This is a genomic window from Salinispora mooreana, from assembly GCF_000379065.1.
Taxonomy (GTDB): domain Bacteria; phylum Actinomycetota; class Actinomycetes; order Mycobacteriales; family Micromonosporaceae; genus Micromonospora; species Micromonospora mooreana.
Map to the genome: position 1 here is coordinate 3,486,619 of NZ_KB900614.1, position 25,531 is coordinate 3,512,149.

26 protein-coding genes and 1 tRNA gene are annotated in these 25,531 nt (G+C 70.6%); 9 read left to right on the plus strand and 18 right to left on the minus strand.

Annotated elements, in window-relative coordinates; all coding sequences use genetic code 11:
• Positions 1–46 precede the first annotated feature (46 nt).
• The 7 genes from SALPAC6_RS0116640 to pdxH all read right to left on the minus strand — a co-directional run bounded on the left by SALPAC6_RS0116640 (position 47) and on the right by pdxH (position 6,959).
• Entirely contained in the window at positions 47–1,444 is a 1,398-nt protein-coding gene (locus SALPAC6_RS0116640) for an L-serine ammonia-lyase (RefSeq protein WP_018254507.1), read from the minus strand.
• A gap of 284 nt (positions 1,445–1,728) precedes the next feature.
• Positions 1,729–2,889 (minus strand): acyl-CoA dehydrogenase family protein, encoded by a 1,161-nt coding sequence (locus SALPAC6_RS0116645; RefSeq protein WP_018254508.1) that lies wholly within the window; start codon positions 2,887–2,889, stop codon positions 1,729–1,731.
• 34 nt (positions 2,890–2,923) lie between these two features.
• Positions 2,924–3,229 carry a type II toxin-antitoxin system VapB family antitoxin gene (locus tag SALPAC6_RS0116650; RefSeq protein ID WP_018254509.1) on the minus strand — a complete coding sequence of 102 codons (306 nt, stop codon included), beginning with the start codon at positions 3,227–3,229 and terminating at the stop codon, positions 2,924–2,926.
• A 185-nt stretch (positions 3,230–3,414) separates the two neighbouring features.
• The gene (locus tag SALPAC6_RS0116655) at positions 3,415–4,017 is read right to left on the minus strand and encodes a nitroreductase family protein (RefSeq protein WP_018254510.1); all 603 of its coding nucleotides are present in this window, start codon (positions 4,015–4,017) and stop codon (positions 3,415–3,417) included.
• 13 nt (positions 4,018–4,030) lie between these two features.
• Positions 4,031–4,957, minus strand: a complete 927-nt coding sequence (locus tag SALPAC6_RS0116660) for an aldose 1-epimerase family protein (RefSeq protein WP_018254511.1) — start codon at positions 4,955–4,957, stop codon at positions 4,031–4,033.
• A gap of 47 nt (positions 4,958–5,004) precedes the next feature.
• Positions 5,005–6,297, minus strand: a complete 1,293-nt coding sequence (locus tag SALPAC6_RS0116665; RefSeq protein WP_018254512.1) for an MFS transporter — start codon at positions 6,295–6,297, stop codon at positions 5,005–5,007.
• Complete coding sequence (gene pdxH, locus SALPAC6_RS0116670) at positions 6,294–6,959, minus strand: pyridoxamine 5'-phosphate oxidase (protein WP_026189752.1); 666 nt, start codon at positions 6,957–6,959, stop codon at positions 6,294–6,296. Before pdxH ends, SALPAC6_RS0116665 begins: the two co-directional genes overlap by 4 nt.
• Positions 6,960–7,199: 240 nt before the next feature.
• Here pdxH and SALPAC6_RS0116675 point away from each other — a divergent pair, with 240 nt between their 5' ends.
• From SALPAC6_RS0116675 to sepH, 3 genes are all read left to right on the plus strand, one after another.
• A complete protein-coding gene (locus SALPAC6_RS0116675) occupies positions 7,200–8,306 on the plus strand; it encodes a citrate synthase 2 (RefSeq protein WP_018254514.1) in 1,107 nt (368 codons plus the stop codon).
• A 223-nt stretch (positions 8,307–8,529) separates the two neighbouring features.
• Positions 8,530–9,657, plus strand: coding sequence for a phosphoserine transaminase (gene serC / locus SALPAC6_RS0116680; protein WP_026189753.1), 1,128 nt, complete (start codon positions 8,530–8,532; stop codon positions 9,655–9,657).
• 185 nt (positions 9,658–9,842) lie between these two features.
• A complete protein-coding gene (gene sepH / locus SALPAC6_RS0116685; protein ID WP_018254516.1) occupies positions 9,843–10,916 on the plus strand; it encodes a septation protein SepH in 1,074 nt (357 codons plus the stop codon).
• Position 10,917: 1 nt separating this feature from the next.
• Here the strand turns inward: sepH and thpR are convergent, their stop codons facing one another.
• The 5 genes from thpR to SALPAC6_RS0116710 form a co-directional block, all read right to left on the minus strand.
• Positions 10,918–11,457: an RNA 2',3'-cyclic phosphodiesterase gene (gene thpR / locus SALPAC6_RS0116690; RefSeq protein ID WP_263404757.1), complete on the minus strand. Its 540-nt coding sequence runs from the start codon at positions 11,455–11,457 to the stop codon at positions 10,918–10,920.
• 59 nt (positions 11,458–11,516) lie between these two features.
• The gene (locus tag SALPAC6_RS0116695; protein WP_018254518.1) at positions 11,517–12,026 is read right to left on the minus strand and encodes a hypothetical protein; all 510 of its coding nucleotides are present in this window, start codon (positions 12,024–12,026) and stop codon (positions 11,517–11,519) included.
• Between the two features lie 80 nt (positions 12,027–12,106).
• The gene (locus tag SALPAC6_RS0116700; RefSeq protein ID WP_018254519.1) at positions 12,107–13,387 is read right to left on the minus strand and encodes an MFS transporter; all 1,281 of its coding nucleotides are present in this window, start codon (positions 13,385–13,387) and stop codon (positions 12,107–12,109) included.
• Between the two features lie 61 nt (positions 13,388–13,448).
• Entirely contained in the window at positions 13,449–13,883 is a 435-nt protein-coding gene (locus SALPAC6_RS0116705) for a MarR family winged helix-turn-helix transcriptional regulator (RefSeq protein ID WP_011904336.1), read from the minus strand.
• Positions 13,884–14,014: 131 nt separating this feature from the next.
• Positions 14,015–15,526 (minus strand): NCS2 family permease, encoded by a 1,512-nt coding sequence (locus SALPAC6_RS0116710; protein ID WP_018254520.1) that lies wholly within the window; start codon positions 15,524–15,526, stop codon positions 14,015–14,017.
• A 50-nt stretch (positions 15,527–15,576) separates the two neighbouring features.
• On the opposite strand from SALPAC6_RS0116710, the gene SALPAC6_RS0116715 reads away from it, so the two are divergent.
• The gene (locus SALPAC6_RS0116715; protein ID WP_018254521.1) at positions 15,577–15,822 is read left to right on the plus strand and encodes a DUF2530 domain-containing protein; all 246 of its coding nucleotides are present in this window, start codon (positions 15,577–15,579) and stop codon (positions 15,820–15,822) included.
• A gap of 18 nt (positions 15,823–15,840) precedes the next feature.
• Here the strand turns inward: SALPAC6_RS0116715 and SALPAC6_RS0116720 are convergent, their stop codons facing one another.
• Positions 15,841–16,671, minus strand: coding sequence for a DUF3027 domain-containing protein (locus SALPAC6_RS0116720; RefSeq protein WP_018254522.1), 831 nt, complete (start codon positions 16,669–16,671; stop codon positions 15,841–15,843).
• Between the two features lie 85 nt (positions 16,672–16,756).
• On the opposite strand from SALPAC6_RS0116720, the gene SALPAC6_RS0116725 reads away from it, so the two are divergent.
• The 3 genes from SALPAC6_RS0116725 (at position 16,757) to SALPAC6_RS30355 (ending at position 19,583) form a co-directional block, all read left to right on the plus strand.
• Positions 16,757–18,346, plus strand: coding sequence for an MFS transporter (locus tag SALPAC6_RS0116725; RefSeq protein ID WP_018254523.1), 1,590 nt, complete (start codon positions 16,757–16,759; stop codon positions 18,344–18,346).
• Positions 18,343–18,993, plus strand: coding sequence for a futalosine hydrolase (locus tag SALPAC6_RS0116730; protein ID WP_018254524.1), 651 nt, complete (start codon positions 18,343–18,345; stop codon positions 18,991–18,993). Before SALPAC6_RS0116725 ends, SALPAC6_RS0116730 begins: the two co-directional genes overlap by 4 nt.
• 119 nt (positions 18,994–19,112) lie before the next feature.
• Positions 19,113–19,583, plus strand: coding sequence for a macro domain-containing protein (locus tag SALPAC6_RS30355; RefSeq protein WP_018254525.1), 471 nt, complete (start codon positions 19,113–19,115; stop codon positions 19,581–19,583).
• A gap of 30 nt (positions 19,584–19,613) precedes the next feature.
• Here the strand turns inward: SALPAC6_RS30355 and SALPAC6_RS0116740 are convergent, their stop codons facing one another.
• Both SALPAC6_RS0116740 and SALPAC6_RS0116745 read right to left on the minus strand, forming a co-directional pair.
• Entirely contained in the window at positions 19,614–20,021 is a 408-nt protein-coding gene (locus SALPAC6_RS0116740) for a cyclic-phosphate processing receiver domain-containing protein (protein ID WP_018254526.1), read from the minus strand.
• A 244-nt stretch (positions 20,022–20,265) separates the two neighbouring features.
• Positions 20,266–20,349, minus strand: a tRNA-Tyr gene (locus SALPAC6_RS0116745).
• Positions 20,350–20,496: 147 nt separating this feature from the next.
• Between SALPAC6_RS0116745 and SALPAC6_RS0116750 the strand changes: the two genes are divergently transcribed.
• A complete protein-coding gene (locus SALPAC6_RS0116750; protein WP_018254527.1) occupies positions 20,497–20,991 on the plus strand; it encodes a YajQ family cyclic di-GMP-binding protein in 495 nt (164 codons plus the stop codon).
• 139 nt (positions 20,992–21,130) lie between these two features.
• On the opposite strand, the gene SALPAC6_RS0116755 is transcribed toward SALPAC6_RS0116750, so the two are convergent.
• Entirely contained in the window at positions 21,131–21,847 is a 717-nt protein-coding gene (locus SALPAC6_RS0116755; RefSeq protein WP_026189755.1) for an SDR family NAD(P)-dependent oxidoreductase, read from the minus strand.
• Positions 21,848–22,011: 164 nt separating this feature from the next.
• On the opposite strand from SALPAC6_RS0116755, the gene SALPAC6_RS0116760 reads away from it, so the two are divergent.
• Entirely contained in the window at positions 22,012–22,848 is an 837-nt protein-coding gene (locus tag SALPAC6_RS0116760; protein ID WP_018254529.1) for a YoaK family protein, read from the plus strand.
• A gap of 79 nt (positions 22,849–22,927) precedes the next feature.
• Here SALPAC6_RS0116760 and htpX read toward each other — a convergent pair whose 3' ends face one another.
• Both htpX and SALPAC6_RS0116770 read right to left on the minus strand, forming a co-directional pair.
• A complete protein-coding gene (gene htpX / locus SALPAC6_RS0116765; RefSeq protein ID WP_026189756.1) occupies positions 22,928–23,797 on the minus strand; it encodes a zinc metalloprotease HtpX in 870 nt (289 codons plus the stop codon).
• Positions 23,798–23,919: 122 nt separating this feature from the next.
• Positions 23,920–25,521, minus strand: a complete 1,602-nt coding sequence (locus SALPAC6_RS0116770; protein WP_018254531.1) for an NADH-quinone oxidoreductase subunit N — start codon at positions 25,519–25,521, stop codon at positions 23,920–23,922.
• Between the last annotated feature and the right edge of the window lie 10 nt (positions 25,522–25,531).

Sequence of the window (25,531 nt, forward strand, 5' to 3'; positions counted from 1 at the left end):
TCCTGCCCGGTCCGCGCCCCACCCCCGCCCGGCGGGCCGGTGGCACTCAGCACTCGATCACGTTGACGGCGAGGCCGCCCCGTGCCGTCTCCTTGTATTTGACCTTCATGTCCGCCCCGGTCTCCCGCATCGTCTTGATCACCTTGTCGAGCGAGACGTGGTGCACGCCGTCGCCCCGCAGCGCGAGCCGGGCAGCCGTGATCGCCTTGATGCTAGCCACCGCGTTCCGTTCGATGCAGGGGATCTGCACGAGGCCGCCGACCGGATCGCAGGTCAGCCCCAGGTTGTGTTCCATACCGATCTCGGCGGCATTCTCCACCTGCTCGGGGCTGCCCCCGAGCGCCTCGGCCAGCCCGGCCGCCGCCATCGAGCAGGCCGAACCCACCTCGCCCTGGCAACCCACCTCGGCGCCGGAGATGGAGGCGTTCTCCTTGAACAGCACACCGATGGCGCCGGCCGCGAGCAGGAACCGCACCACACCGTCCGCGGTGGCGCCCGACCCGAACCGGTCGTAGTAGTGCAGGACCGCCGGGATGATTCCGGCCGCGCCGTTGGTCGGTGCGGTCACCACCCGCCCGCCACCGGCGTTCTCCTCGTTGACCGCGAGGGCGAAGAGGGTCACCCAGTCCATCGCGCGCAGCGGATCCACCGCCCCCCGGCCCGCCGTCGACCGCATCGGGTCCGCGTCCATCACCAGGCCGCGGTACAGCTCGGCGGCCCGCCGCCGGACCCGTAACCGGCCGGGGAGAACACCGTCGCGTTCGCAGCCCCGCGCCACGCACTCCCGCATCACCCGCCAGATCTCCAGCAGGCCGGCGCGCACCTCCCGCTCGCTGCGCCAGGACAACTCGTTGGCGAGCATCACCTCGCTGATCGACAGCCCGGTCTCCCGGGTCACGGCCAGTAGCTGCGCACCGGTCGTGAAGGGGTGGCGCACCGGGGTGGTGTCCGAGGTGATCCGGTCCGCCCCCGCCGCCGCCTCGTCCACGACGAAGCCACCACCGACCGAGTAGTAGGTACGGGCCCGGAGTTCGGCACCGGTCGAGTCGTAGGCGGCGAAGGTCATCCCGTTCGGGTGGTACGGCAGCGACCGGCGGCGGTGCAGCAGCAGGTCCCGAGCCGAGTCAAAGTCGATCTCGTGTGCGCCGAGCAGCGAGATCCGCTGCTCGGCGCGGATCCGGTCGATCACGCTCTCGACGGCGTCGGTGTCGACCGTCTCCGGCTCCGCACCGGCGAGCCCGAGCAGGACCGCCCGATCGCTGCCGTGACCGCGACCGGTCGCCCCCAACGAACCGAACAGCTCGGCGCGAATCCGGGCCGTCTCACTGAGCAGCCCGTCCGCCTTGAGGCCGGCGGCGAACAACCGGGCGGCACGCATCGGCCCGACAGTGTGCGAGCTGGACGGCCCGATACCGACACTGAAGAGATCGAAGATGCTGATCATGATTTCACTTCCTCGCCGTCCTGCCCGTCGCGCGGGTCACCGGCCCGGAGCGATCGCCGTCCCGACGGACCTTCCCGGTTGCCCGGAACTGTCGGGCCGGCCGGCCAGCCTACCCGCCCCGGCCCCGGCACCCACCCGATGCCGCAGCCCACGCCGGGCCGGCCCTTGCAGAAGCGGTCCGGCGAGAGTGAACAGGCCGGTCAGCCCGGCGGCCAGCATGCCCCCCGATTCGCTCCGGCGAAAGCGGACAGGCCGGTCAGCCGGGCCAATTCCCCCGAGAGCGGTCAGGCGAAAGCGGAGAGGCCGGTCAGCCGCTGCCCGATGACGAGCTGGTGGATCTCCGAGGTGCCCTCATAGGTGAGCACGCTCTCCAGGTTGTTGGCGTGCCGCAGCACCGGGTACTCGCCAGAGACGCCGTTGGCCCCCAGAATCGTGCGGCACTGCCGGGCGATCGCCAACGCCTCCCGCACGTTGTTGAGCTTGCCCACGCTGACCTGGTCGGGGCGAAGCCGGTCGGCGTCGGCGAGCCGACCGAGCTGCAACGCCAGCAGGTAGCCCTTGCTCCACTCCACCGCCATGTCGGCAAGCTTCGCCTGGGTGAGCTGGAACCCGGCGAGGGGGCGGCCGAACTGGGTACGACTGCGCGCGTACTCCAGCGCTGTCTCAAGGCAGTCCCGGGCCGCGCCGAGCGCTCCCCAGACGATCCCGTGCCGCGCCTCGGTGAGGCAGCCCAGCGGCGCCTTCAGCCCGACGGCCTCGGGCAGTCGAGCCGTTGCCGGCAGCCGCACGTCGTCCAGGGAGATCTCGCCGGTCACCGAGGCCCGCAGCGACATTTTGCGCCGAATCTCGCGCACCGTCACTCCGGGCGTCCTGGTCGGCACGGCGAATCCGCGGATCCCCTCGTCGGTCCGGGCCCAGATCACCGCGACATCCGCGATCGTCGCATTGGTGATCCACATCTTGGTGCCGTGTAGCACCCAGTCGTCACCGTCGCGGCGGGCCCGGGTGTTCATCGACGCCGGGTCGGAACCGTGGTCTGGCTCGGTCAGCGCGAAACAGCCGATCGTCTCCCCGGCAGCCATCGTGGGCAGCCAATGCTGCTTCTGCTCCGCGCTGCCGTAACGCCAGATGGCGTACATCGCCAGCGCCCCCTGCACCGAGACCAGGGAGCGGATGCCCGAGTCACCCGCCTCCAGCTCCAGGCACGCCAGGCCGTAGGCGACGGCCGAGGAGCCGGCGCAGCCATACCCGGTCAGATGCATGCCGAGCAGGCCCACCTTGCCGAACTCCCGGGCCAGGTCCCGGGCGGGCACCCGGCCCTCCTCATACCAGCCGGCGACATGCGGCCGCACCTGCTCGTCCACCAGCTGACGGACGACAGTGCGAATCTGCCGCTCCTCGGCGCTCAGCGACGCATCGACGTCCAGCAAATCGAGAGGGCTCATGGAGACACCTTAACGAAAATTCACCCCGCGCTACTCAGTCGACCGCCGCGGGAAAGGTGAATACCCGGGCATGGATCTGATTGCGCTGCTGCAGCGCGGCGCGCAGCGCCCGATGCAGCCCGTCCTCCAGGTAGAGCCCGCCGTTCCACTGCACCACGTGCGGAAACAGGTCGCCGTAGAAGGTCGAATCCTCGGCGAGGAGTTTGTCCAGCGCCAACTCACGCTTCGTGGTGATCAACTGATCCAGTCGCAATGGACGCGGAGGGATCTCGGCCCACTGCTTGAGCGTCAGGCTGTGCTCGGGGTATGGACGCCCATCCCGGACCGCTCTGAAGATCACGACAGTAAGCTCCCCTCCCCGCGACCGGCCGCCCCGACCCGGCACCGCTGCGTGCGACGCCGCCGGCAGCGGCGCCAATGACCACGTCAGCCTAACCGGCCACGTCACGCAGGCTTCTACTGCTTTATGCCAGTTTCGCCCTGACAGATCGCTTTATCAACTGGACAAACCGACCTTTTAAGAAACTAACTCCACCGACCACGTCGGACCACCTCCTCCACCGGGCGACGCCCGCGACGCAGCGACGACGATCGTTGATCCACCGCACGGTAGCCGATAGTGATCGCGCCGACCGGCTCATACCCCAGCGGCACCCCGAAAGCCGCCCGATACTCCTCCAGCCGCTGCGGCGGAATACCGAAAAAGCACGCCCCCAGCCCCTCATCGACGGCGGTGAGCAGCATCAACAATGCGGCGAAGCCGGTGTCGATGTACCAGTAGGGCATCGACCAACGCTCCGTGGACCGGTCCGCCCACCCCTTGTCCGGCTCCGCGTACCGGTCCAGGTACGCCGACCGGTTGGCGTGCGGCACGATGATCAACGGGGCCCGACGCATTCCAGCCAGCCAACGGCCCCGGCCGCCCGTGCCCGGCGTGGTCGCCGCCCAGAACCGATCCCGATCCTCGGCGGCCTCCAGCACCAGGAAACCCCACCCCTGGGAGAAGCCCGCCGACGGGGCCTGGATCGCGTGCGCCAACAGGCGGTCCACCACCTCCGGTGGAACCGGCCGATCCGGATCGTAGTTCCGGACCATCCGACGACGCCGAACCACCTCGACGAACTCCATCGCACCTCCTCAACTACGCCGGCCGGATGCCCCAGGCGCCGCGCCAGGTCTCGCCCGGCCGCAACGTGATCAGATCCCGGCCGGAGCGGAACGCATCCGGCGGGCAGGTCATCGGCTCCAGCGCCACCGAACGCCGACGCCGCGCCCCCGAACGGGTGTCCCCGGTGAAGACCTGCCACCAGCCAAACCGCCGGTCCGCCCAGACCCGAATCCGGGCCCCGCCATCCGGGGCGGCCAGTTCGACCGCCGAACCGCCGTCGCCGTCCCGGACCACGTCACCGAAGGTGTCGTCGAGCACCGCCCGGCCGATCCGACGTGGCACGGTCCAGTCGTACTCGGTGCCGACGACCGAGGACTGGGCAATCGGTAGCAGCCGCCCGTCCACCTGCAACCGACTCCGCGCCGGCAATCGCAGCACCACATCGTCAACCGAGCCGCCCGGCACCCGCAGGTACGGGTGCGCCGCGAAGCCGAAGGGCGCCGGTTCGGCGCCGCTGTTGGTCACCGCGTGCTCGGCGCGCAGCCCATCCGGGCCGACCCCCCACCGACTCCGCAGCCGAAGCGACCAGGGGTAGCCGGGGGTGGCGGCCAGCTCGTAGCCGAGCGTCACCGCGTCGGCCGATCGCTCCAGCAACTGCCAGGGCACCCAGTTGACCAGGCCGTGGAAGGCCGCGTGATGCTCCGGATCGCTGATCGCCAGCTGGAGGTGGCGGCCCTCGACGTGGTAACGACCGTCCCGAAGCCGGTTCGGCCAGGGGGCGAGCACCTGGCCGGCGGAGTCCGGGCACAGTTCGGCCGCGGTGTACCCGTCCAGGTGCTCCACCCCGTCGGAGCGGTAGGTCCGGATCCCGCCACCAACCTCGACGATCACCGCCTCGTGACCGGCAGCCGCGATGGTCCACTGCGCCCCCGAGGGGGCCCACTGCCCGGGGAAGTCCATCCCCGGACCCTAACCGGTAGCACCGCCGTCCGCTGGCGACAGCACGGTCACACCCGCTGCTCGCTGGCGACAGCCGCCGCCCGGTAGCGGATCAGGGCCGGGAAGGCCACCGCCAGCCCGAGCGCGAGTACGGCTGAGATCAGACCGCCGCCGACCCAGGCGACACCACTGCCGAAGCCACCCGCCATCGCGCCGGCCCGCAGGTCACCGAGGCGCGGCCCCCCGGCGACGACCACCGTGTTCACCCCCTGAAGCCGGCCCCGCATCCGGTCCGGTGCGTAGATCAGCAGCATCGCCTGGCGTAGCACCGCGCTGACCAGGTCGGCCGCACCGGCCACCGCGAGCAGGAGGACCATCAGCCAGAGCTGCTGGGCAAGCCCCGCCGCCGCAACCGCCAGACCCCAGCCGACCACCACCACGACCAGCGCAAGCCCCTGTCGGTGCAGCCGGCTGATCCAGCCGGAGGTGAGGCCGGCCACCACGGCACCGATCGCGATGGCGCTGAAGAGCCAGCCGACCGCCGCCCCGCCGCCGAACCGCTCCTCGGCGATCTCTGGAAACAACGCCCGCGGCAGCGCCAGCACCATCGCGATCAGGTCGATGGCGAACGACAGCAGCAGCACCGGCGTGGTGGTCAGGTACCGGAGTCCGTCCCTGATCCCCGCCAACCCACCGCGCCGCACCTCGCCGTCGCCGAGCGGCTCCGGCGGCATCGCCGGCAGCCGCAGCGCGGCCACCACCAACCCGGTGAACAGGAGCGCGTCCGCCGCGTACGCGATCGGCAATCCACCCTCGGTGCCGGCGACCGCGAAGATCAGACCAGCGGCGAGCGGGCCGACCACCGAGGCCGCGGTGAAGGTCGTGTAGTTCAGGGTGGCCGCCGCCGGGACCAGCCCCGGTGGCAGCAGTCGGGGCAGGGCCGCGGTTCGCGCCGGCGCGCTGATCGCGAAGCCGGCTGAGTGGACGGCGACCAGCGCCAGCAGCAGCACCGGGCTGCCCACGCCGAGCGAGGCCTGCGCCAGCAGGCCCAGCATCGTGGCCCAGAGCAGCGCCGAACCGGCGAGCAGCACCCGACGCCGGTCCCGCGCGTCCGCCACCGCTCCGCCCCAGAGCCCAAAGAGCAGCAGGGGTGCAAAGCCGGCGAGGCCGAGCAGGCCGACCCAGTAGGACTCCCCGGTCAGGGCGTACATTTCCACCGGGACGGCGACCGCGGTGAGTTGGAAACCGAACATCGCCATGGCGTTGCCGAGCCACATCCGGCGGAACGCCGGCACCGCCAGCGGACGCAGGTCGATCGCCCACCGGCTGCTTCGCCGCCGGGCCTCCCGCACCTCGGTCACGGTGCCAGCCGCTCGATGACCCAGCCGCCCCCGTCGGTGGCACGGAACCGCAACCGGTCGTGCAGTCGACTCGCCTGGCCCTGCCAGAACTCCACCTCGTCGGGGCGGACCCGAAAGCCACCCCAGTGCGGCGGCGCCGGGATCGGCTCCCCAGCAACAAAGCGCTCCGCCGCTGCCCGGTAGGCGGCGTCCAGCGCGGCCCGGTCCGGGAGCACCCGCGACTGCTCACTGGCCCACGCCCCGAGCTGGGAGCCGCGCGGCCGGCTGGCGAAGTACGCCTCGGTCTCGGCCCGGTCGAGCCGCTCCACCCGACCGGTCACCACCACCTGGCGCTCCAGCACGAACCAGGGGAAGACCAGGCTCGCGTACGGGCTGGCGGTCAATTCGGTGCCCTTGCGCGACCCGTAGTTGGTGAACAGGACGAAGCCGTCCGGCCCATAACCCTTCAGCAGCACCGTGCGGGCGCTCGGCCGGCCAGCCGCATCGGCGGTGCCGAGCACCATCGCGTTCGGCTCGGGCAGACCGGCGGCCACCGCTTCGGTGAACCAGCGGTCGAACTGGGTGTACCAGTCACCGGCCAGGTTCGTCTCGGTCAGGCCCAGGTCCGCGGCGTACTCGTTACGCAGGTCCGCCGGCGTCACTGTGTCGCCTGTCACATCCACTCCCCTCCCAGATGGCGGGCTGGCCCGTCGTGGCGCTGGCAGCCTGCCCGTACACCCCAGTGTCACCGATCCTCCAGCGGCCGTTCTGTCCGGGGATATCGCGTGAGGCACAGCGGTCACGGGTCGAAAGTCCCGTAGTCAGCAGGCAAGATGTCACGAACACATCCCTGAGGGTCGCCTAAGGCACTCGGCCCGACGAGGGCCCGTCCAGGGCGTACCGAGCCAGATCCAGGAGACGACATGGCCGACTTCAAACCGGGGCTGGAGGGCGTCGTAGCCTTCGAGACCGAGATCGCCGAACCCGACCGGGAGGGTGGCTCGCTGCGTTATCGCGGCGTGGACATCGAAGATCTCATCGGTCAGGTCTCGTTCGGCAACGTCTGGGCCCTGTTGGTGGATGGACGATTCGGCCCGGGTCTACCGCCGGCCGAGCCGTTCCCCGTCCCGGTGCACTCCGGTGACATCCGGGTGGACGTGCAGTCCGCGGTGGCGATGCTCGCCCCGTACTGGGGTCTACACCAGCTGCTCGACATCTCCGACGAGCAGGCCCGTGAGGACCTGGCCCGGGTGTCGGTGACCGCGCTCTCCTTCGTCGCCCAGTCCGCGCGGGGCCTGGGCCTGCCGGCCGTGCCGCAGAAGGAGATCGACAAGGCCTCCACCATCGTCGAGCGATTCATGAAGCGGTGGCGGGGCGAGCCGGACCCGCGGCACGTCAAGGCCGTGGACGCGTACTTCATCTCGGCCGCCGAGCACGGCCTGAACGCCTCCACCTTCACCGCCCGCATCGTCGCCTCCACCGGCGCCGACGCGGCGGCCTGCATCTCCTCCGGCATCGGTGCGCTCTCGGGGCCGCTGCACGGCGGTGCGCCCTCCCGGGTGCTGAACATGCTCGAGGCGGTGGAGCGCAGTGGTGACGCCGAGGGCTACGTCCGAGGCGTGCTCGACCGCGGTGAGCGGCTGATGGGCTTCGGTCATCGGGTCTACCGGGCCGAGGACCCACGCGCCCGGGTGCTCCGCCGCACCGCGAAGGAGTTGGGGGCCCCACGCTTCGAGGTCGCCGAGGCCCTGGAGAAGGCCGCCCTGGCCGAGCTGCACGCCCGCAAACCGGACCGGGTTCTCGCCACCAACGTCGAGTTCTGGTCCGCGGTCGTGCTGGACTTCGCCGAGGTGCCCGCCCACATGTTCACCTCGATGTTCACCTGCGCCCGGATGGGCGGCTGGAGCGCCCACATCCTGGAGCAGAAGAAGCTCCAGCGGCTCGTCCGCCCCTCCGCCCGCTACGTCGGGCCCGGCCCCCGCCGGCCGCACGAGGTCGAGGGCTGGGACCAGGTCCCGCACGGCGTCTGACCGTCGCCCGGCGTGAGCCGGTCTCGCCGGCGGGGCTGTGGTGTACGCCTCACCCCCGCCGGCGAGACCGGCGGCCATCCAGGCGGCGATGGGTGCAAGGATGAGAGCTGGCAGCGCCGCCGGTCGGAGAGGATCGGCTGTGCGCGCCGCACGTCGCGCGCCGTCGATCCGCCCCGGCACCTCCCTGGCCCCTCCCTCGCCCCTGCGGAAGGATTTCAAGACCGTGGCTGACGCATCGACCATCCGAATCCCCGACGACACGAAACCCGCCGACGGGCGGTTCGGCTGCGGCCCGTCCAAGGTTCGTCCGGCGGCGGTCTCCGCACTCGCGGCGGCGGCGAGCGACTACCTCGGCACCTCGCACCGCAAGAGCACGGTCCGCGACCAGGTCGCCCGACTTCGCCGGGGGATCGCTGAGTTCTTCACCCTGCCCGAGGGGTACGAGGTCGTCCTCGGCAACGGTGGCACCACCGCCTTCTGGGAGGTCGCCGCGTTCGGCCTGATCCGGGACCGGGCCCAGTTCGCCAGCTTCGGCGAGTTCGGCGCCAAGTTCGCCAAGTCGGTGCAGGACGCACCGTTCCTCGGTACGCCGACCATTCACCAGTCGCCCGCCGGTAGCGCCCCGAGCCTGGTCGCGGAGGCCGGCGTGGACGTCTACGCCACCCCGCACAACGAGACCTCCACCGGCGTCGCGGTCCCGATCCGCCGGGTGCCCGGCGCGGACGAGGACGCGCTGCTGCTGGTTGACGGCACCTCCGGCGCCGGCGGTTTGGAGGTCAACGTCGGCGAGACCGACGTCTACTACTTCGCCCCGCAGAAGTGCTTCGGTTCCGACGGCGGCCTGTGGCTGGCCCTGATGTCCCCGGCGGCGTTGGCGCGCGCGGCCGAGGTCAAGGCCGCCGGCCGATACATCCCGGCCTTCCTCGATCTGGGCACGGCAATCAGTAATTCACGGCTCGAGCAGACGTACAACACCCCGGCCCTGGCCACCATTCTCCTCGCCGCGGAGCAGACCGACTGGATGAACGCGCAGGGTGGCCTGCCCTGGGCGGCCAAGCGCACCGCGGAGAGCGCCGGCATCATCTACGGCTGGGCGGAACGCTCCCCGGTGGCCACGCCGTTCGTCACCGATCCGGCGCTGCGCTCCAACGTGGTCGCCACCATTGACTTCGTGGCCGAGGTGGACGCCAGCGCCGTCGCGAAGGCGCTACGCGCGAACGGGATCGTGGACACCGAGCCGTACCGCAAGCTCGGTCGCAACCAGCTGCGCATCGCGCTCTTCCCGGCGATCGAACCAGCCGATGTGGAGGCTTTGACCGCATCCATCGACCACGTGGTCGAACGACTCTGATCGCCCGTCACGGTGGGTGGCCTTCCGGACTCCGGCAGCCACCCACCGTGATCATTGTCGCAGCTCCCTCGGGAATCGCGGGGTGTCGCTTCCCCCACCTGCGGGCCGATGGGCGTACGGTGGTGCGAGACGCCCGGGTGGCTCGCCTGTGGCGCGGGGCCAGCGAAGCGGGACGGAGGCAGACCATGCGCCCAGTACGCTTCGTCGCTCTCTCCGAGGACGGCCAGGCACTGGTCCTCACCGACGAGGTCGGGCGACTCCTCGCGCTCCCCCTTGACGAGCGCGTCTCCACCGCCCTGCACACCGAGCCCGGGGCCGCACCCCTGGCGGTAGCCTCGACGCCGGGCACCGACCCGGCCCCGTCCCTGGCCCCACGGGACATCCAGGCCCGGATCCGGGCCGGTGAGTCCGCCGAGGATGTCGCCCGGATCGCTGGCGTCCCCGTTGACCGGGTGCTGCGCTACGCCGGCCCGGTCCTCCAAGAGCGAGCCATGCTCGCCCAGCACGCCCGGCGCACCCGCCTGCGGGGGGCGGAGAAACCGACCCCGCTGGCTGAGGTGGTCAACGGTCGCTTGTCCCAGCACGGCATCGACACCGAGAAGATCTCATGGGATGCGTGGCGTCGCGACGACGGGGCCTGGCGGATCGTCGCCACCTGGCCCTCCGGCAAGGCCACCGCCCAGGCGGTGTGGGAGCTGGAGAAGTCCCGGCAGTCGGTCACGCCGCACGATGACATGGCGCAGTACCTCTGCGCCGAGCGCCCCATGCCGATCCTCGGGCAGGAATCGACGTCCGAACGCGGTGGTCACGGGCTGCCCGGGCCAGCGCGGGCCGAGCCCGGCCGCGGTGGGCACGGCCTGCCGGGTCCGACCGAGCCCACCCGGCCCAGCCGCGATCCGATCCGCGCCGGCCGGGATGCCCTGCTCGCCTCCCTGGACCGCCCGCTCAGCGGCGGGTCCGGCCGTGGCCTCGAGCCCCGGAGCCCAGCCAGTCCGGAGGCACCGCGACCACGGACAGTTGCGGGCGGCGCGGCGGCGCTGCTCGGCGGCGGCCCGGGGTCGGCCTTCGACGACGACTCGGACGCGCCGAAGGAGGTGCCGGCTGTTCCGTCGCTGGCCGTGCTCCGGCCGCGCCGCACGGGTGCCGCGACGGCGGGCAGCACCGAGCCGGGCGAGAGCAGCAGCAAACCACGCAAGCGGCTACCGAGCTGGGACGACGTGCTCTTCGGCAGCGCCCCGGCCGCCCGCGAGTCCTCCTGACTCACAGCTGCCAGACGGCCAGGCGGCGATAGCTGGGGGCCGACCCCGGTTGGCTTCGCGTCAGCACCAGCTCCCGCGCCGACCACTGGGGGCCCTCGTAGGTCTGTAGCGCCGTGACATCGGCCGCGACCTCGGCCGCCGGCAGTCGGTCGCCGGGTCGGGCCACGGTCAGGTGCGGACGCAACGGCTTCTCGTCGTGCCGCAGGTCACTGGCCCGTAACCGAGACCGGACGAGTCGGCCCAACCGGTGCAGCTCCGCCACCTCACCCCGCAGGTCCACCCAGATAACGGTGGAGCGGCCCTGCCCGAACGTCCCGCCGCCAGCCAGACGAAGTCGCGGTGGGGCCGGCCACGAGTCGCGGGACCGCCGCGCCGCCTGGTCGAGCGAGCGCTCCACGGCCCCCAGCCGGTCCGCTGCCACCGTTGCGAGGAAGGCAAGCGTTACGTGCGCCTGGGTCAGGTCGGCGAGGCGGACCCGTGCGCCGGCGCCGGCTGCCCTGCCGACCTGCAGCTCGGTGATCCGCGCGCGGAGGTGCTCCACCACCGCCGGTGGCGGGTAGACGGCGACGAAGAGTCTCAACCCGGCCGCCGGCGCTCCACTCAACGGTGGCGCTGTCGGGGCTCGGGCCGGGAACCGGGCAAGATCAGACCCGCCCGGTGCAGCAGCCCCTCGACCCGTACCCGCTCAATCTGCCGGTCCACCCCGGTCAGCTCGTCCAGGTGCTGCGTGATGCCGAGGGCCGCACAGGCCAGCCGAAGCCGATTGTCGTAGCTGGCGAGCGCCGCTTCGTGCCAGACCGTGGCCCGCCCGGGGCCGCCGACCCGATGGCCCCGGAGCTGGCGTAATTCCGTGGCGAGCTGCTCCAGAGGCCGCCGATCCGGCCGGTCCAACCGGCTCAGATCGATGTTCCGGGTGAGCGCGTCGGCCTCGACCGCCCGGTCCAGGCGAGCGATCGTCCGCCGTTCTCGATGGCGGCTCCGCCACTGCGCCCATCGACCAGCGAATCGGTCAACCAGTTCGTCGGCACAGATCAGCACGGCGATCACCACGGGTATGCACACCACGGCAGCGACCATCAGGGGCACCAGCAGCGCACGTCCCACCTCCACGCCCCGACGCTAGGCCGGTGGTGATTCCCCTGCCACCGATTTGCAACAATAAGCCGTTTTATCCATCCCGATACTGGGTCTCACACCCGTTCGGTGAGGTAGAAGCGGGGCATCGGCAGCACCCGGAACCGCAGCCGGGCTCCCGAGCGGCGCAGCTGCCAGGCCAGTGCGAGCAGAGCGGCGGTGAGGGAGACAAGCCCGCCCATCCAGATACTGGCCCCGGCGCCGTACGTCTCGGCGAGCCACCCGATGACCGGCGCGCCAACCGGATTGGTACCCAGGAAGACCAGCACCCACAGCGCCATGACCCGGCCTCGGAAGGCGGCGTCGGTGCCCAGTTGGATGCGCTGGTTGCAGGCCTGGGCGAAGAAGACCGTGGAGAAGCCGGTCGGCAGGAGCAGCGCCACCACCAGCCAGTACGTGGGGGCGAGCCCGACCAGGGTGCCGAAGGTGGCGCAAACGATGGCCGCGGAGAGCACCAGCCACACCGAGGGGCGGCTGCGGCGCCCGGTGCCGGCCAGGGCCCCGGCCAGGGCGCCCACCGCGAGGGCGCTGCTGAACAGACCAAACGAGGCGGCTCCGGTTTCGAAGACGGTCTTGGCCAGCGCGGCGAGGGTGAGCTGGAAGTTGAACAGGGAGGTGGCGATGACCGAGATCAGGGCCATCGGCAGCAGCAGGTCCGGCCGACCCCAGACGTAGCGCAGTCCATCCACAACCCGGGCCGAGTCCCGCTCCTCGCGCGGCGGTAGCGCCTCGCGGTGCAGTTCGGCCGGGCGAATCCGGATCACGTTCACCAGCGGCGCGATTGAACTGAGGGAGGTGGCCAGGAAGACCGGTCCCACGTCAACGATGGCGATGGCCAGGCCGGCGAGGGCGGGGCCGACGATTCGCGCCGAGTTGAAGGTAGCCGCGTTGAGCGAGAGGGCGTTCGGCAGCAGCGGGGTACCGACCAGTTCGGAGACGAAGGCCTGCCGGACCGGGGTTTCCACCGCGTTGGCGACGCCGAGGAGGGCGGCGAAGGCGAAGACGTGCCAGAGCTGCACCCGGCCGGTGATCACCAACAGGCTCATGGCCAGGGAGAGCACCGTCCAGAACAGGTTGGCGGCGAAGAGCAGAACGCGCTTGTCGTACCGGTCGGCGAGGCGACCAGAGATCAACGTGAGCAGCAGAACCGGCGCGAACTGGAGTGCGGTGACGATACCGAGCGCGGTGGCGGAGTTGTCGCTGAGCTCGAGGACGAGCCAGTCCTGGGCGATGAACATCATCCAGACGCCGATCAGTTTGATCAGCTGCCCGGAGGCGAATAGCCGGTAGTTGCGGACCTGTAGGGACTGGAACATCGTGCTCAGCTTCTTCTGCACTCTTGGTGCGCCTCCCTCGCGTACGCGTCGTCGCCGTGACGGCGCAGGCGAGGCGGGAGCCTCAGGTACGGGTGAGCTGTTGCAGGATCTCTGCCGCCTGGCGCAGCGTCTCCCGCTCCTCCGCACTCAGTTCGGCCAGCCGATGGGCCAGCCACTGGTCCCGAACGCGCTCAAACTGGTCCAGCACCGCTCCGCCCCCCTCCGTCGCCGCGAGGATCACCTGCCGTCCGTCGGTCGGATGGGGGGTTCGCTGCACGAGGCCGCGCTCCTCCAGTTTCGCGACGATCTTGGTCATCGTCGGCGGCTGAACCCGTTCGACGTCGGCGAGTTCCCGGGGCGTCAGCGCGCCCGCCAGCCGAAGGCTGGTGAGCGCGGAGAGCTGGGTAACCGTTAGGTCACCAACCGGTCTGGCCTGGCGGACCCGCCGGTTGAGTCGGGTAATCGCATCACGCAGCTGGACCGCCAACTGCACCGGTGGCACGCTCTTCGCCGTCACCCGTCTGCTCCGTCACTATAGTTAGCCTAACTAATAAGCCTGGCTAACGACATGCGATATGACCAGGCTCACGCGGAGTACGCCCTACGCGGGACGCAGGGCCGGTCCGCTACCCCGGCCCTGCGTCCGCGTCACAGCAGTACGGACTCGATCGGCCCGCGCAGGAAGTACAACACGAAGAGCGCCGCCACGCCGTACAGCAATGGATGGACCTCCCGCGCCTTCCCCCGAGCGAGCTTCATCAACACGTACACGATCAGGCCAGCACCGATGCCATTGGAGATCGAATACGTGAAAGGCATCAGCACGATCGTGAGGAACGCCGGGATCGCGATCTCGAAGTCGGTCCAGTCGATGGTCCGCACCGCGGTCATCATCAGGAACCCGACCACCACGAGCGCCGTCGACGCGGCTTCGAAGGGCACGACCAACACCAGCGGCGCGAGGAACATCGCCAGCAGGAAGAGCACCCCGGTGACCAGGTTGGCCACGCCCGTCCGGGCACCCTCCGCGACACCGGCCGCACTCTCGATGTACGACGTGTTACTGGACACGCTCGCGGCGCCACCACCGGCCGCGGCGATCGAGTCGACCAGCAGGATCTCCTTCGCCCGGGGCGGGGTGCCCTGCTCGTCGAGCATCCCACCCTCCTGGCCGACCGCGACCATCGTGCCCATCGTGTCGAAGAAGTCGGTGATGAGCAGCGTGAAGATGAACATCAACACGACCAGCCAGCCGGCCCGACTCCACGAATCGAGCACGTTGAACCGGCCGAGCAGCGACAGATCCGGCACATCCAGGATCCGGCTCGGCAACTCGGGCACGTTCAGCGACCAGCCCTTGGGGTTCGACACCCCGTTGACGACGGACGGGCCGATGTTGCCCAGTGCCTCGATGACGAGCGCCAGCCCGGTCGAGGCGAGGATGCCGATCAGGATCGCGCCCTTGACCCGGCGTACCACCAGCACCAGAGTCAACAGCAGACCCACCACGAAGACCAGCATCGGCCAGCTGACCAGCTTGCCGCCGATGCCCAGGCCGACTGGGACGGTGGTGTTCGCCGCGTCCGGTAGCCGCCGGACGAAACCCGCGTCAACCAGCCCGATGATGGTCAGGAACAGACCGATGCCGACCCCGATCGCCGCCTTCATCTGGGTGGGAACCGAGCGGAACACCGCGGTGCGCAGTCCGGTCAAGACCAGCACCGCGATGATCACACCTTCGATCACCACCAGACCCATCGCGTCCGCCCAGGTCATCTCCGGGGCGATCTCGTATGCGACCAGCGCGTTTACGCCGAGACCAGCGGCGAGCGCCAGCGGGAACCGGCCCACCACGCCCATCAGGATCGTCGCCAGGCCGGCGATCAACGCGGTCGCCGCGGCGAGCGCCGGGATCGGCAGCCGTTCCCCGGAACCGTCAACGGCGGAGCCGAGAATCAGCGGGTTGAGTACCACGATGTAGGCCATGGTGAAGAAGGTCGCCAACCCACCGCGCACCTCCCGGCCCAACGTCGAACCGCGGGCGGATATCTCGAAGTAGCGGTCGAAACCGTTCCGCGGCGTCGCGGGCGGCGTGGCGTCGTCGGGCGGGGCTACTGCCATCGGGTCCTCGCAGGTGCTCTCTTGTTTCGTCGGCCGCATCGTCGCAGATCGTCAGCCCGCCAGGGAAACTGATCCCGTACGCTTGCCCCGTGCTGAAGCAGCCGCAACCGCGCCCCGAACCGCTTGACCCGCCGATGGCACCGTTCGCCCTCGCCGGGATAGCCGGCTGGGCGATCGCCGGAGTCGTGCTGCTGTTCTTCCGCGACCAGCTGGTGGACACCGGCCGCGAGGGTTGGCTCTGGACCTGCCTGGCTGGGGTCCTGTGGGGTCTGCCCGGTCTCGCCGTAATGATGCGGCACGACTCGCACCGACGTCGCCGCCGCGCCGGTCACTGACCCACGCCGACGATCACCTCACGGTTGGCCATTCGACTCGGCAACCTCGGCCGACCCCTCGACCTCGCGCACCGAGACGGCCTCCACCGCACTGTCGTCATAGACGGTCGGTAGCTCCTCGACCGGGGTCTCGGGGGCCTCGACCAGAATCTCCGAGTGCGCACCGCAGCCGTGGTCGGCACTGACCACGCGGCCGTCATCCGGGGCGAAGAGGTTGCCACAGGCACCGAAGGACTGGCACAGCGCGCCAGCGAGCGGCAGATAGAAGCCGCAGGTCCCGCAGCGGGCAGTCACCGGAGCGGCGGTGGCGATCGGTGCGGTTGGCCCGTGGTCGCCGTCGTACCACCGCTGAGCGGCTTCGCCGCGCCCCTCCCGGGACATCACCCGCGCCCGGCCGAGGCCCAACTCCCAGGCGGTCTCCTCGACCGCCGGGTCGTCGGAGAGCAGGTAACCGGGCTGGAGCCGGTCGTCGTCGGGCGGGCTGGGCAGCAGGTCACCCGGGCCGAGGTCACCGGGCTGCAGCCGCTCCTGCCAGGGCAGCCAGCCCGGGGCGAGTAACGCATCCGGGCCGGGCAGCAGCACGGTCTCGCACACGGTGACCGTACGACTACGGGGCACCCGGGTGACGGTGACCGCCCAGCGCCAGCCGCGATAGCCCGCGAGCCGACACTCGAAGTAATGCGTGACGAGACGGTCACCTTCGGCAAGGGTCTGGAGATGATCGCCGACATCCGCCGGGTCAACCTCGGTGATGGCGTCGCGAGCCACCTCGACGGCGGCGGCACAGACCTGGTCGAGACGGGGGGCACGAGCGGAGGCGGACCTGGTCACCTGACCATTGTTCCCCATACGTGGGACCACCTGACAGGGACTCCCCGAACCAAAGGTGGCAGTGGTGGCGCGCACGTCGAGCCGATGGGTGAGACTGGTGCACATGCCATCCTCCGTCCGCTCCGAGCGCTCCTTCCTCGGGTGGACTGTCGGCACCGGCGTCAAGGCCGTCCGCCTGCTGTTGCGCGGTTCGGTCAGCGGCGGTCGCTGGATGACGCAGTCAGTAGGGCGGGCCCGGGCCCGGGGAGCCGGCGGGGAGACCGGCATGGTCCGCCTCTTCGACCTGCACGCGCTCTCCTGCGCCGGCGACACCCTGATCGCGATCGGCCTGGCCGGGACGATCTTCTTCAACGTGCCGCTCGGAGAGGCGCGCAGCAAGGTCGCGCTCTACCTGCTGGTGACCATGATCCCGTTCGCCCTCCTCGCCCCGGTGGTCGGCCCCCTGCTTGATCACTTCCGGCACGGCCGGCGGTACGCACTGGCCGCCAGCATGCTCGGACGGGCGTTCCTGGCGTGGCTGATCTCTGACTACATCCACGGCTTCGGCTTGTACCCGGCGGCCTTCGGAGTGCTGGCGCTCTCCCGCGCGTACGGGGTGGCCCGGTCGGCCGCCGTACCCCGGCTCCTCCCGGAAGGGCTCGGGCTCTCCCAGGTCGGGGCCAGAGCCAGCGTCTACGGCACGATAGCCGGCGCCCTACTCGCGCCGATCGGTCTGGCCGCCTTCTGGTTCGGTCCGCAGTGGCCGCTGCGGGTCGCCTCAGTGATCTTCCTGGTCGGCATGGTCATCGCCCTGCGACTGCCACCGAAGGCGGACTCGGAGCCGCCCGAGCGGGTACCGCGACCGCTGCGGGCGCTCCGGCGAAGCTCCGGCGACCGCCCCCTCGGCCGGGGACGCCCACATGGCCGGCTGGTGATCGCCACTCTGATCGGCGCCGCCACACTGCGCGCGGTCTACGGTTTCCTGCTGCTCTTCCTGGCCTTCGCGATCAAGGCCGGCGACCTGACCACCGTCGTCTTCGGCCGGGACCTGGGCGACGAGGCCGCCCTCGGGCTGGTCGGCGGGGCGCTGGCGATCGGCAGCTTCCTGGCCACCGCGATCGGCACCCGGCTCCGGATCCACCGCCCGGCGGCGCTCCAGTCCAGCGGCATGGTAATCATTGCTGGGGTCGCCGTCCTCGCCACGCTCAAGTTCTCGCTGCTGATGGTCGCCCTGCTCTGCCTGGTCACCGCATTGACGAGCGGCATCGCCAAACTGGCGGTGGACGCCTCGATCCAGGAACGTCTCCCCGAACGGCTGCGTGCCAGCTCGTTCGCCCACTCGGAGACAGCGCTCATGCTCGCCTTCGTCGCCGGCGGGGGGCTGGGCCTCGTCCCCTTCGACGGCCGGCTCGGCATCGCCGTCTCCGCCGGGGTCGCGACGCTCGCCACGGCCCGCGGCATCCTGGTCGCGGGCCGGCTACGGGCGGAGCGGCTGGCGGGCCGGCCGTTGGCGGATGACGAACTCGCCGAGGACGGGTCGGCCCTGGTCGAGCCCGCCTCCGGCGACCCGACCCCCACCTCGCCCGCCCCGAGACCGGGCACCGGGGGCGACGTTGACCCGGCACCACCGGGTTTCCACCTCTACCGCCCGTCGTCGGCGGTCGGCGGGCCGGGCAGCAGCGATGACGAGACCCGCCCGGGGCCGATCCCGTGACCGGCGTCTTGGTCGTCACCGCGGTTCCCGCCGAGGCCGAGGCGGTCCATGCGGGGCGGGGACCGACGGTCACGGTAGCGCCGGTCGGGGTCGGTTCGGCGGTGGCTGGGGCCGGCACCGCCCGGCTGTTGGCCCTGGCGGAGGCCGCCGGCCGCCCGTACCGCCTGGTCGTCAGCGCGGGCGTGGCGGGCGGCTTCCCGGATCGGGTGGAGGTCGGCGGAACGGTCGTCGGTACCAGTGCGATCGCGGCCGACCTGGGTGCTGACTCCCCGACGGGCTTCATCCCCGTGGACCAGCTCGGGATGCCGGCCGAGTTGCTCGGCGCCGGCCCCACCATCACCGCGGACCCGAACCTGGTGGCCACACTCCGGGCCGCGCTACCGGCCGCCGCGGTGGGTCCGGTGCTGACCGTCAGCACGGTCACCGGAACGGTCGCCGGAACCGACTCGCTCCTCCGCCGGCACCCCGACGCGGTGGCCGAGGCCATGGAGGGCTACGGGGTGGCCGTCGCCGCCGCGCACGCCGGCCTACCCTTCGTCGAGTTACGCACCATCTCCAATCCGGTCGGGCCGCGCGACCGCAACGCCTGGCGCCTCCGCGAGGCTCTCGCCGCCCTCACCGAGGCCGCCGTGGCCCTGCCCTGCTGAAGGCGCGGTGGAAGCTGGTCTAGCCAGCGGTTGCCGGTCGGGGTGGTCGAACCGCGCGCCACTGTGCTCTTTGGTACGCCTGAACGCTCCGCCAGCTCGCGTTGACTCAGATCGGCCCGATGGCGCAGGGCACGCAACGTGGCGCCAAGATCGAGCCGCGCCTCGGGGCGGAGGCCGGGGCACGCCTCGGGGCGGAGGCCGGGGCACGCCTCGGGGCGGAGGCCGGGGCACGCCTCGGGGCGGAGGCCGATCTGTGCTTGCGGATCGATGGGCACGAAACGATGCTCCCGGGCACAGGCGCGGGCTTCAACAGGGCCCGCGAACCTGTGGATAAAGCTGTGGACAAATACCGTGACGTCCTGGCCTCCTGCTACCGCAGGAGTCCGCAGGTTGCTGACGAACTCGGCGCCCGGACAGTTGCCTTCCCGGCGATCGCGACGGGCGTGTACGGCTTCCCTCCCGAACAGGCCGCCCGAATCGCGGTAGCAACGATCAGATCCACGCCAACAGCCGTTCAACGGGTGCGACTCGTCGCGTTCGACGACGACACCCGGACGTACCTGCAGGCCGTGATGACAGCCACCAGGTGACCATCCGCATCTAGCCGCAGTGCGGACGGCTTACGAGACCTCTTGGACGGGGGTCGGTCGCTGGTCATTGCGTCGCGTGGGATTGTCGAGGTAGGCCACGTCCGGCGAGTTCGACGCGATGTTGACGCGGTAGCCCCAACGTCGGAGGGCCTGGGCCATCTTCGCGGCTCCGGTTGGGTTGGCGGAATGAATGTTGATGACGCCGACATCGAACGGTCGGCCGTCGAAGGCAGCGCGCTCCAGAACCTCGACGAACGGCCAGATCGTGTCACCCTCTCCAAGGTCATGATCAAGCCATAACTCGTCCAGCCGTTGATCGCGGCAACGCTCGAGAAGTTCCGCTCCGGCTGTACTGGTGCGGACCACATCCGCACTGCGACCGTCAACGAAGGAACGCAGATCGTCAACAAGGACGATTCGGGATTCATACGATGGCATCCAGCACATTGTGACGGTGGGTCTGGGTTCCCTGCGGTGCGGGGCCGGGCCCTGGTACAGGACCCGGCTGCTCGACGCTGTCGACTCCGCCTGAAGAACTGACCACGCGGTCCCAGCTACGCAGGTCTCCGACACGCATGCGGCACAGCCAGCGAGATTGAGCGGGCAAGAGCGGGACTGAGTGAGACTCACGAAGAAGGCCCCTGACCGGCGTTTGCGCTGGTCAGGGGCCTCTTTCTGCACCTGGTGGCGGGTGAAGGATTCGAACCTTCGTAGCTTTCGCGACGGATTTACAGTCCGCTCCCATTGGCCGCTCGGGCAACCCGCCAGGGCACCCGCCGCGTCGCGACGCGGCGGCGAGAGCAAGGATAGCGGCTCCCCCTGACGTAGCCGCAACCGGGTACCGTCAGGGGGCGTACGGCTGGTCCGTAATGCACGTAACAGGACAGACCGCCAGGACAACAGGAGTATCAGCATGGCAGCCAACCCGTCGTTCGACATCGTGAGCAAGGTCGACCGTCAGGAGGTCGACAACGCCCTCCGCCAGACGGAGCGGGAGCTCTCGACGCGGTTCGACTTCCGGGGCACCGGCGCCGAAATCTCCTGGACTGGCGAGGAGGCGATCAGCCTTCGGGCGGAGACCGAGGAGCGGGTCCGAGCCGCGCTGGATGTCTTCAAGGAGAAGCTGGTCAAGCGGAGCATCTCGCTGAAATCGCTGGACGCCGGGGACCCTCGCGCGTCGGGTAAGGAGTTCAGGGTCGACTGCAAGGTGATCCAGGGCATCGAGACGGACAAGGCCAAGGCCATCAGTAAGAAGATCCGCGACGAGGGCCCGAAGGGCGTCCAGGCGCAGATCCAGGGTGACCAACTCCGCGTGACCGGCAAGAAGAAGGACGACCTGCAGGCCATCATCGCCATGCTGAAGGGCGAGGACTTCGGCGTGGCACTTCAGTTCACCAACTACCGGTAAGGAGGCGCGCCGGCCTGGCGACCAGGCCGGCGCACCTTATCATCTGGGCAGACGTCGTCACCGCGCTCGTCGATGTTCGCTCCCGATCACCATCCTGACGGCCTGACGACGGCCTGACCGCCCGTTGAGCCCACTACCGTCAGTGATCCGGGCCTACGACCTGCTCGAAGTGAAACTCACGGATACAGCAGTCCCGCGGTTGACTGACTGCGAAGAGAACACAATCCACAACAGATTGTGCCGCCAGATTGTCGGAGGCCGTCCGTGGACCATGTTGCACGAAGTCCGGCGGAAAGAGGGAGATGACTCGGATTCCTTCGGCCCGTAGTCGATGGGACATGATCTCGGCGAAGCCGGCCTGGGCGCGCTTGGCGGCGTAGAACGCGGGATGGGCCGCCGAACGGTGGTGGCCAACCTCGCCGCAGGCAGAAATCATGTTGACGATGTCCGGCCGCGGTGACGCTCGCAGCAGCGCCAGCAGGTGTTTGGTCAGCAGGACCGTACCGGTCGCGGCGCCGCCAATCGTGGCGATGATGTGGTTGTCCTCAGCGTCGCCGAGGTCCACACCGTGCAGGTAACCAGCACCATTGTTGACCAGGACGTCGAGGCGGTCGGTGCGGTCGGTCAGCGCCGCTGCGAACGCGCGTACCGAGTCGGGGCTGGTCAGGTCACAGCCGAAGGCTTCGCCGCTCCCCCGCCCACGCTGGCGGATCGATTCCGTGGTGCGCCTGGCTGCCGCCTCGTCGCGGGCGGAGACAAACACCTGCGCACCGTGCTCAGCAAAGGCGGTCGCCAGGAGGCGTCCGGAGTCGCGCCCGGCGCCGGTAACAGCAACCCGTAGTCCGTCGAGATTCACCACAAGATCAGAACAGTTGAAGCTGACGTGATGTCAAGAGTGGGTCGCCGGTGGCGCCCCTTCGGATATGCCCATGCCCGGTCCGGAGCATGAAAGCCGACGACGGGGGAAGAAGCGATCCCGGCGATGGCCGTGAAAGGCGACGGGCCGGGAAGGGCAGCCGGATGCGGGTGGCGGGAGTACAGGACGCGAAGTTCGTCCACCCGGACCTGTCGCACCGGGCCGTGGCGCGTCTCCTCGTCGTACTCTCCGCCTCCTCCGGCTGCCTCGACGTGTTCTGTGTGACCCAGCTCGGTGGGTTCTTCGCCAGCGTGATCACCGGCAACCTGGTCCAGCTCGGCCACAATCTGGTCGCCGTCGACCCTCGCCTGCTCAGCGGTGGGTCCGTTGCGGTCGGCGGCTACGCGGTCGGCGTGGCCGCCGGCACCCTACCGCTGCGCCACGCCGGGCTGGGCTGGCGTTCCCGCACCCAACTGGTCACCGCGGCCCAGGTGCTGATCCTGGTCGGGGTGGCGGGTGGCTGGTGGGCCACCGGAGGGCGGCCCGGATACCCCGCCTCCCTGGTTCTGCTCTTCGCCGCCGCGACGGCCAGCGGGATACAGAGCGTGGTGACGATCAGCTCCGGGATACCCCACGCCACCACGACGTACCTCACCGGATCGCTCACCTCCATCGTGCGGGGGGTGGTCTTCGACCCGCACCGGTTCGCGGCGGGTGCGGCCGGCACGGCTCGGCTGCTGGGGCTCCTCGGCGGCGCGGTGCTCGGCGCGGTGGTGCTGCGGGTCGCGCCGCTCTGGGCGCCGGCGCTCGCCGCGGCGCTGGTGGCCGCGGTTCTGGCCACTGCGATCGCCATCAGCCGGTCGCGCCGGCTGCCGTCGCGCTCACCGGGCGAAGATGAGCAGCAGGATCACCGTGAGGATCGCGCTGATCAGCACCGAGCCGAGGCAGCCCAGGCGATTGGAGAAGAAGACGAACACGGAGGTCGTGGTACCCACCGCTGACTGGTTCAGGCACCGACCCGGGCGACGGCGGCCAGGACCAGGGCCGCGCCGGAGGAGTCGGTGCCTGAACCGAGCCGGTTCAGCGGTACTGGATCGGCCCGGCGCTGCCGGCCATCTGCTCCAGCCGGGCGACCCGCTCCTCCATCCGGGGGTGGGTGGAGAAGAGCGCCGCCATGCCGCCGCCCTTGAACGGGTTGTCGATCATCAGGTGGGCGGCGCTGGTGAGCTGCCCCTGCGGCGGCAGCGGGCGCGCCTGGGTGCCCTTGTGAATCTTCCGGAGGGCGCTGGCCAACGCCAACGGGTCTCGGGTGAGCTGAGCGCCGGAGGCATCCGCCTGGAATTCGCGGCTACGGCCGATCGCAAGCTGGATCAGCGTGGCCGCGATCGGCCCCAGGATCATGGTCAACAGCAGCACCACCGGGTTGCGCCCCTCCTCGTCGTCACCCCCGAGCCGGATGAAGAACGCCAGGTTGGCCAACGCGGTGATGATGCCGGCCAGGCCGGCGGCCACGCTGGAGATGAGAATGTCCCGGTTGTAGACGTGCGACAGCTCGTGCCCGATGACTCCACGCAACTCGCGATAGTCGAGGATCTCGACGATCCCCTGGGTGACGCAGACGGCCGCGTTCTGCGGGTTCCGACCGGTCGCGAACGCGTTGGGCTGTCTGGTCGGGCTCACGTAGAGCCGAGGCATCGGTTGCCGGGCCTCGCCGGCCAGTTCCCGCACCATCTGGTAGAGCTCGGGGAACTGTGCCTCACTGACCGGTTGCGCCCGCATCGCACGTAGCGCGAGCTTGTCGGAGTAGAAGTAGCTGACGCCGTTCATCCCCAGCGAGATGACGACGGCGATGACCAGTCCGCCACTGCCGCCGAACCAGTAGCCCACCGCCAGGATCAGGGCGGTGAGCAGGCCGAGCAGCGCGGCGGTCTTCAGACGGTTATGGTGCACGGTCACTCCTTCGGTGCGCGGACCGCGTCGATCCGCTGACCGGTTCAACACCACCGGTACCCGTCAACCATCCGTCATATGGCTGTGAAATGCCTGGTAACGAGGGGTGCAGGCCCGCTGGGTCAGCGGGCGGCGAGGTCGAGCACGAGCTGCGGGGCGAAGCCGACCACCAGCGCCACGACCGTCGCCGCCGCCAGGACCACCGCGACTGACTTCGCCCGGACCAGCACCGCTGTCGGATCGGTCGGCACCACCTTTGGGTCGGTCGGCACCACCTTCGGACCCGTCGCCGCCGCTGCCGGGTTGGACGCAGGCACCGCCGGACCGGTCGCAGGCACCGCCGCCACCGCCGGGTCGACCGGCGCCGCTGCCGGTCGGTCGGTGGACCAGAGCGCGGCGGCGACCCGGAGGTAGTAGGCCAGGCCAAGCACCGCGTTGACCGCCACCACCAGGGCCAGCCAGCCGGCACCGCCATCAAGCAGCGACCGGACCACGGTGACCTTCGCGAAGAGCCCGGCGAGGCCGGGCGGCAGACCGGCGAGGCCGACCAGTGCCAGCGCCAGCCCCACCGCCGCCCACGGCCGGCGCCGGGCCGCGCCCCGCAACTCATCGAGGGTGCCGCCGTCCGCGCCCGCCGGTCGCAGCGCGACCACGGCCGCGAACGCCGCCAGCTCCAGGACCACGAAGAAGACCGTGTACGCCACCGCTGCCGCGTAGGCGGCGGCGCGGGCGTCGCCGGTGCGGCCCGCGGCGAGGGCCAGCGCGCCGAGCGGCGCGAGGATGTAGCCCGCCTGGGCCACCGAGGACCAAGCGAGCAGCCGCACGGTGCGACGCTGGCGCAGCGCCACCAGGTTACCGACGGTCATGGTCAACACCGCGAGCAGCGCGAGCACCGGGCCGGTGATCCGGGCCGGCAGGGCGTGCTGCACCACCGCGAGCAGGGCCACCACCCCGCCGAGCTTCGAGACCGTGGAGAGGTACGCGGCCACCGGCAGCGGCGCGCCGTCGTAGGTGGTGGGCGCCCAGGCGTGGAAGGGCACCGCCGCCACCTTGACCGTCAGCCCCACCACGACCAGCGCCACGGCGACGGTGGTCAGCGGGATGTCGAGCAGCTCCGGCTGCTCGGCGAAGAGCACCCCGAGCCGGCGGAGGTGCAGCGCACCGGTGGCCGCGTAGAGCAGGGCCGCCCCGAGCAGGGTCAGCGTCGTGGCGACCACACTGACCACGAAGAAGGTCACCGCCGCCTCGATGCTGGCCAGGCTGCCCCGGCGCAGGCCCACCAGGACGTACAACGGAAGGGTCAGGGTCTCCAGCGCCACGATCAGGGTGATCAGGTCACCGGCCGCACCGAGCGCCACCCCACCGGTCATCGAGGCGGCGAGCAGGAAACAGTACTCGCCCACCGGCGTCGCCCCGGCCCGCAGTAGCGGCCCGGAGAGCCCCAGCACGCCCAGGGTGAGCAGCGCGACGAGCACGGCGACCAGAGCAGCCCGGCCACCGAAGACGTACGAGCAGTCGGCGCCGACACAGAACGTACGACGTTCGCCGCCTCCGCCGACGAAGATCGCGCCGGCGGCCGTGGTGAGCGCACCGAGCACGGCGGCGGAGACGGTGACCCGCGTCCGCGCCACCAACAGGTCGGCGAGGAGCACCAGCACCGCCGTCCCGGCGGCCAGGTACGCCGGCAGCAGCGCCACGTTGTCGACGGTCTGCACCATGCTCATGCCCGTACCT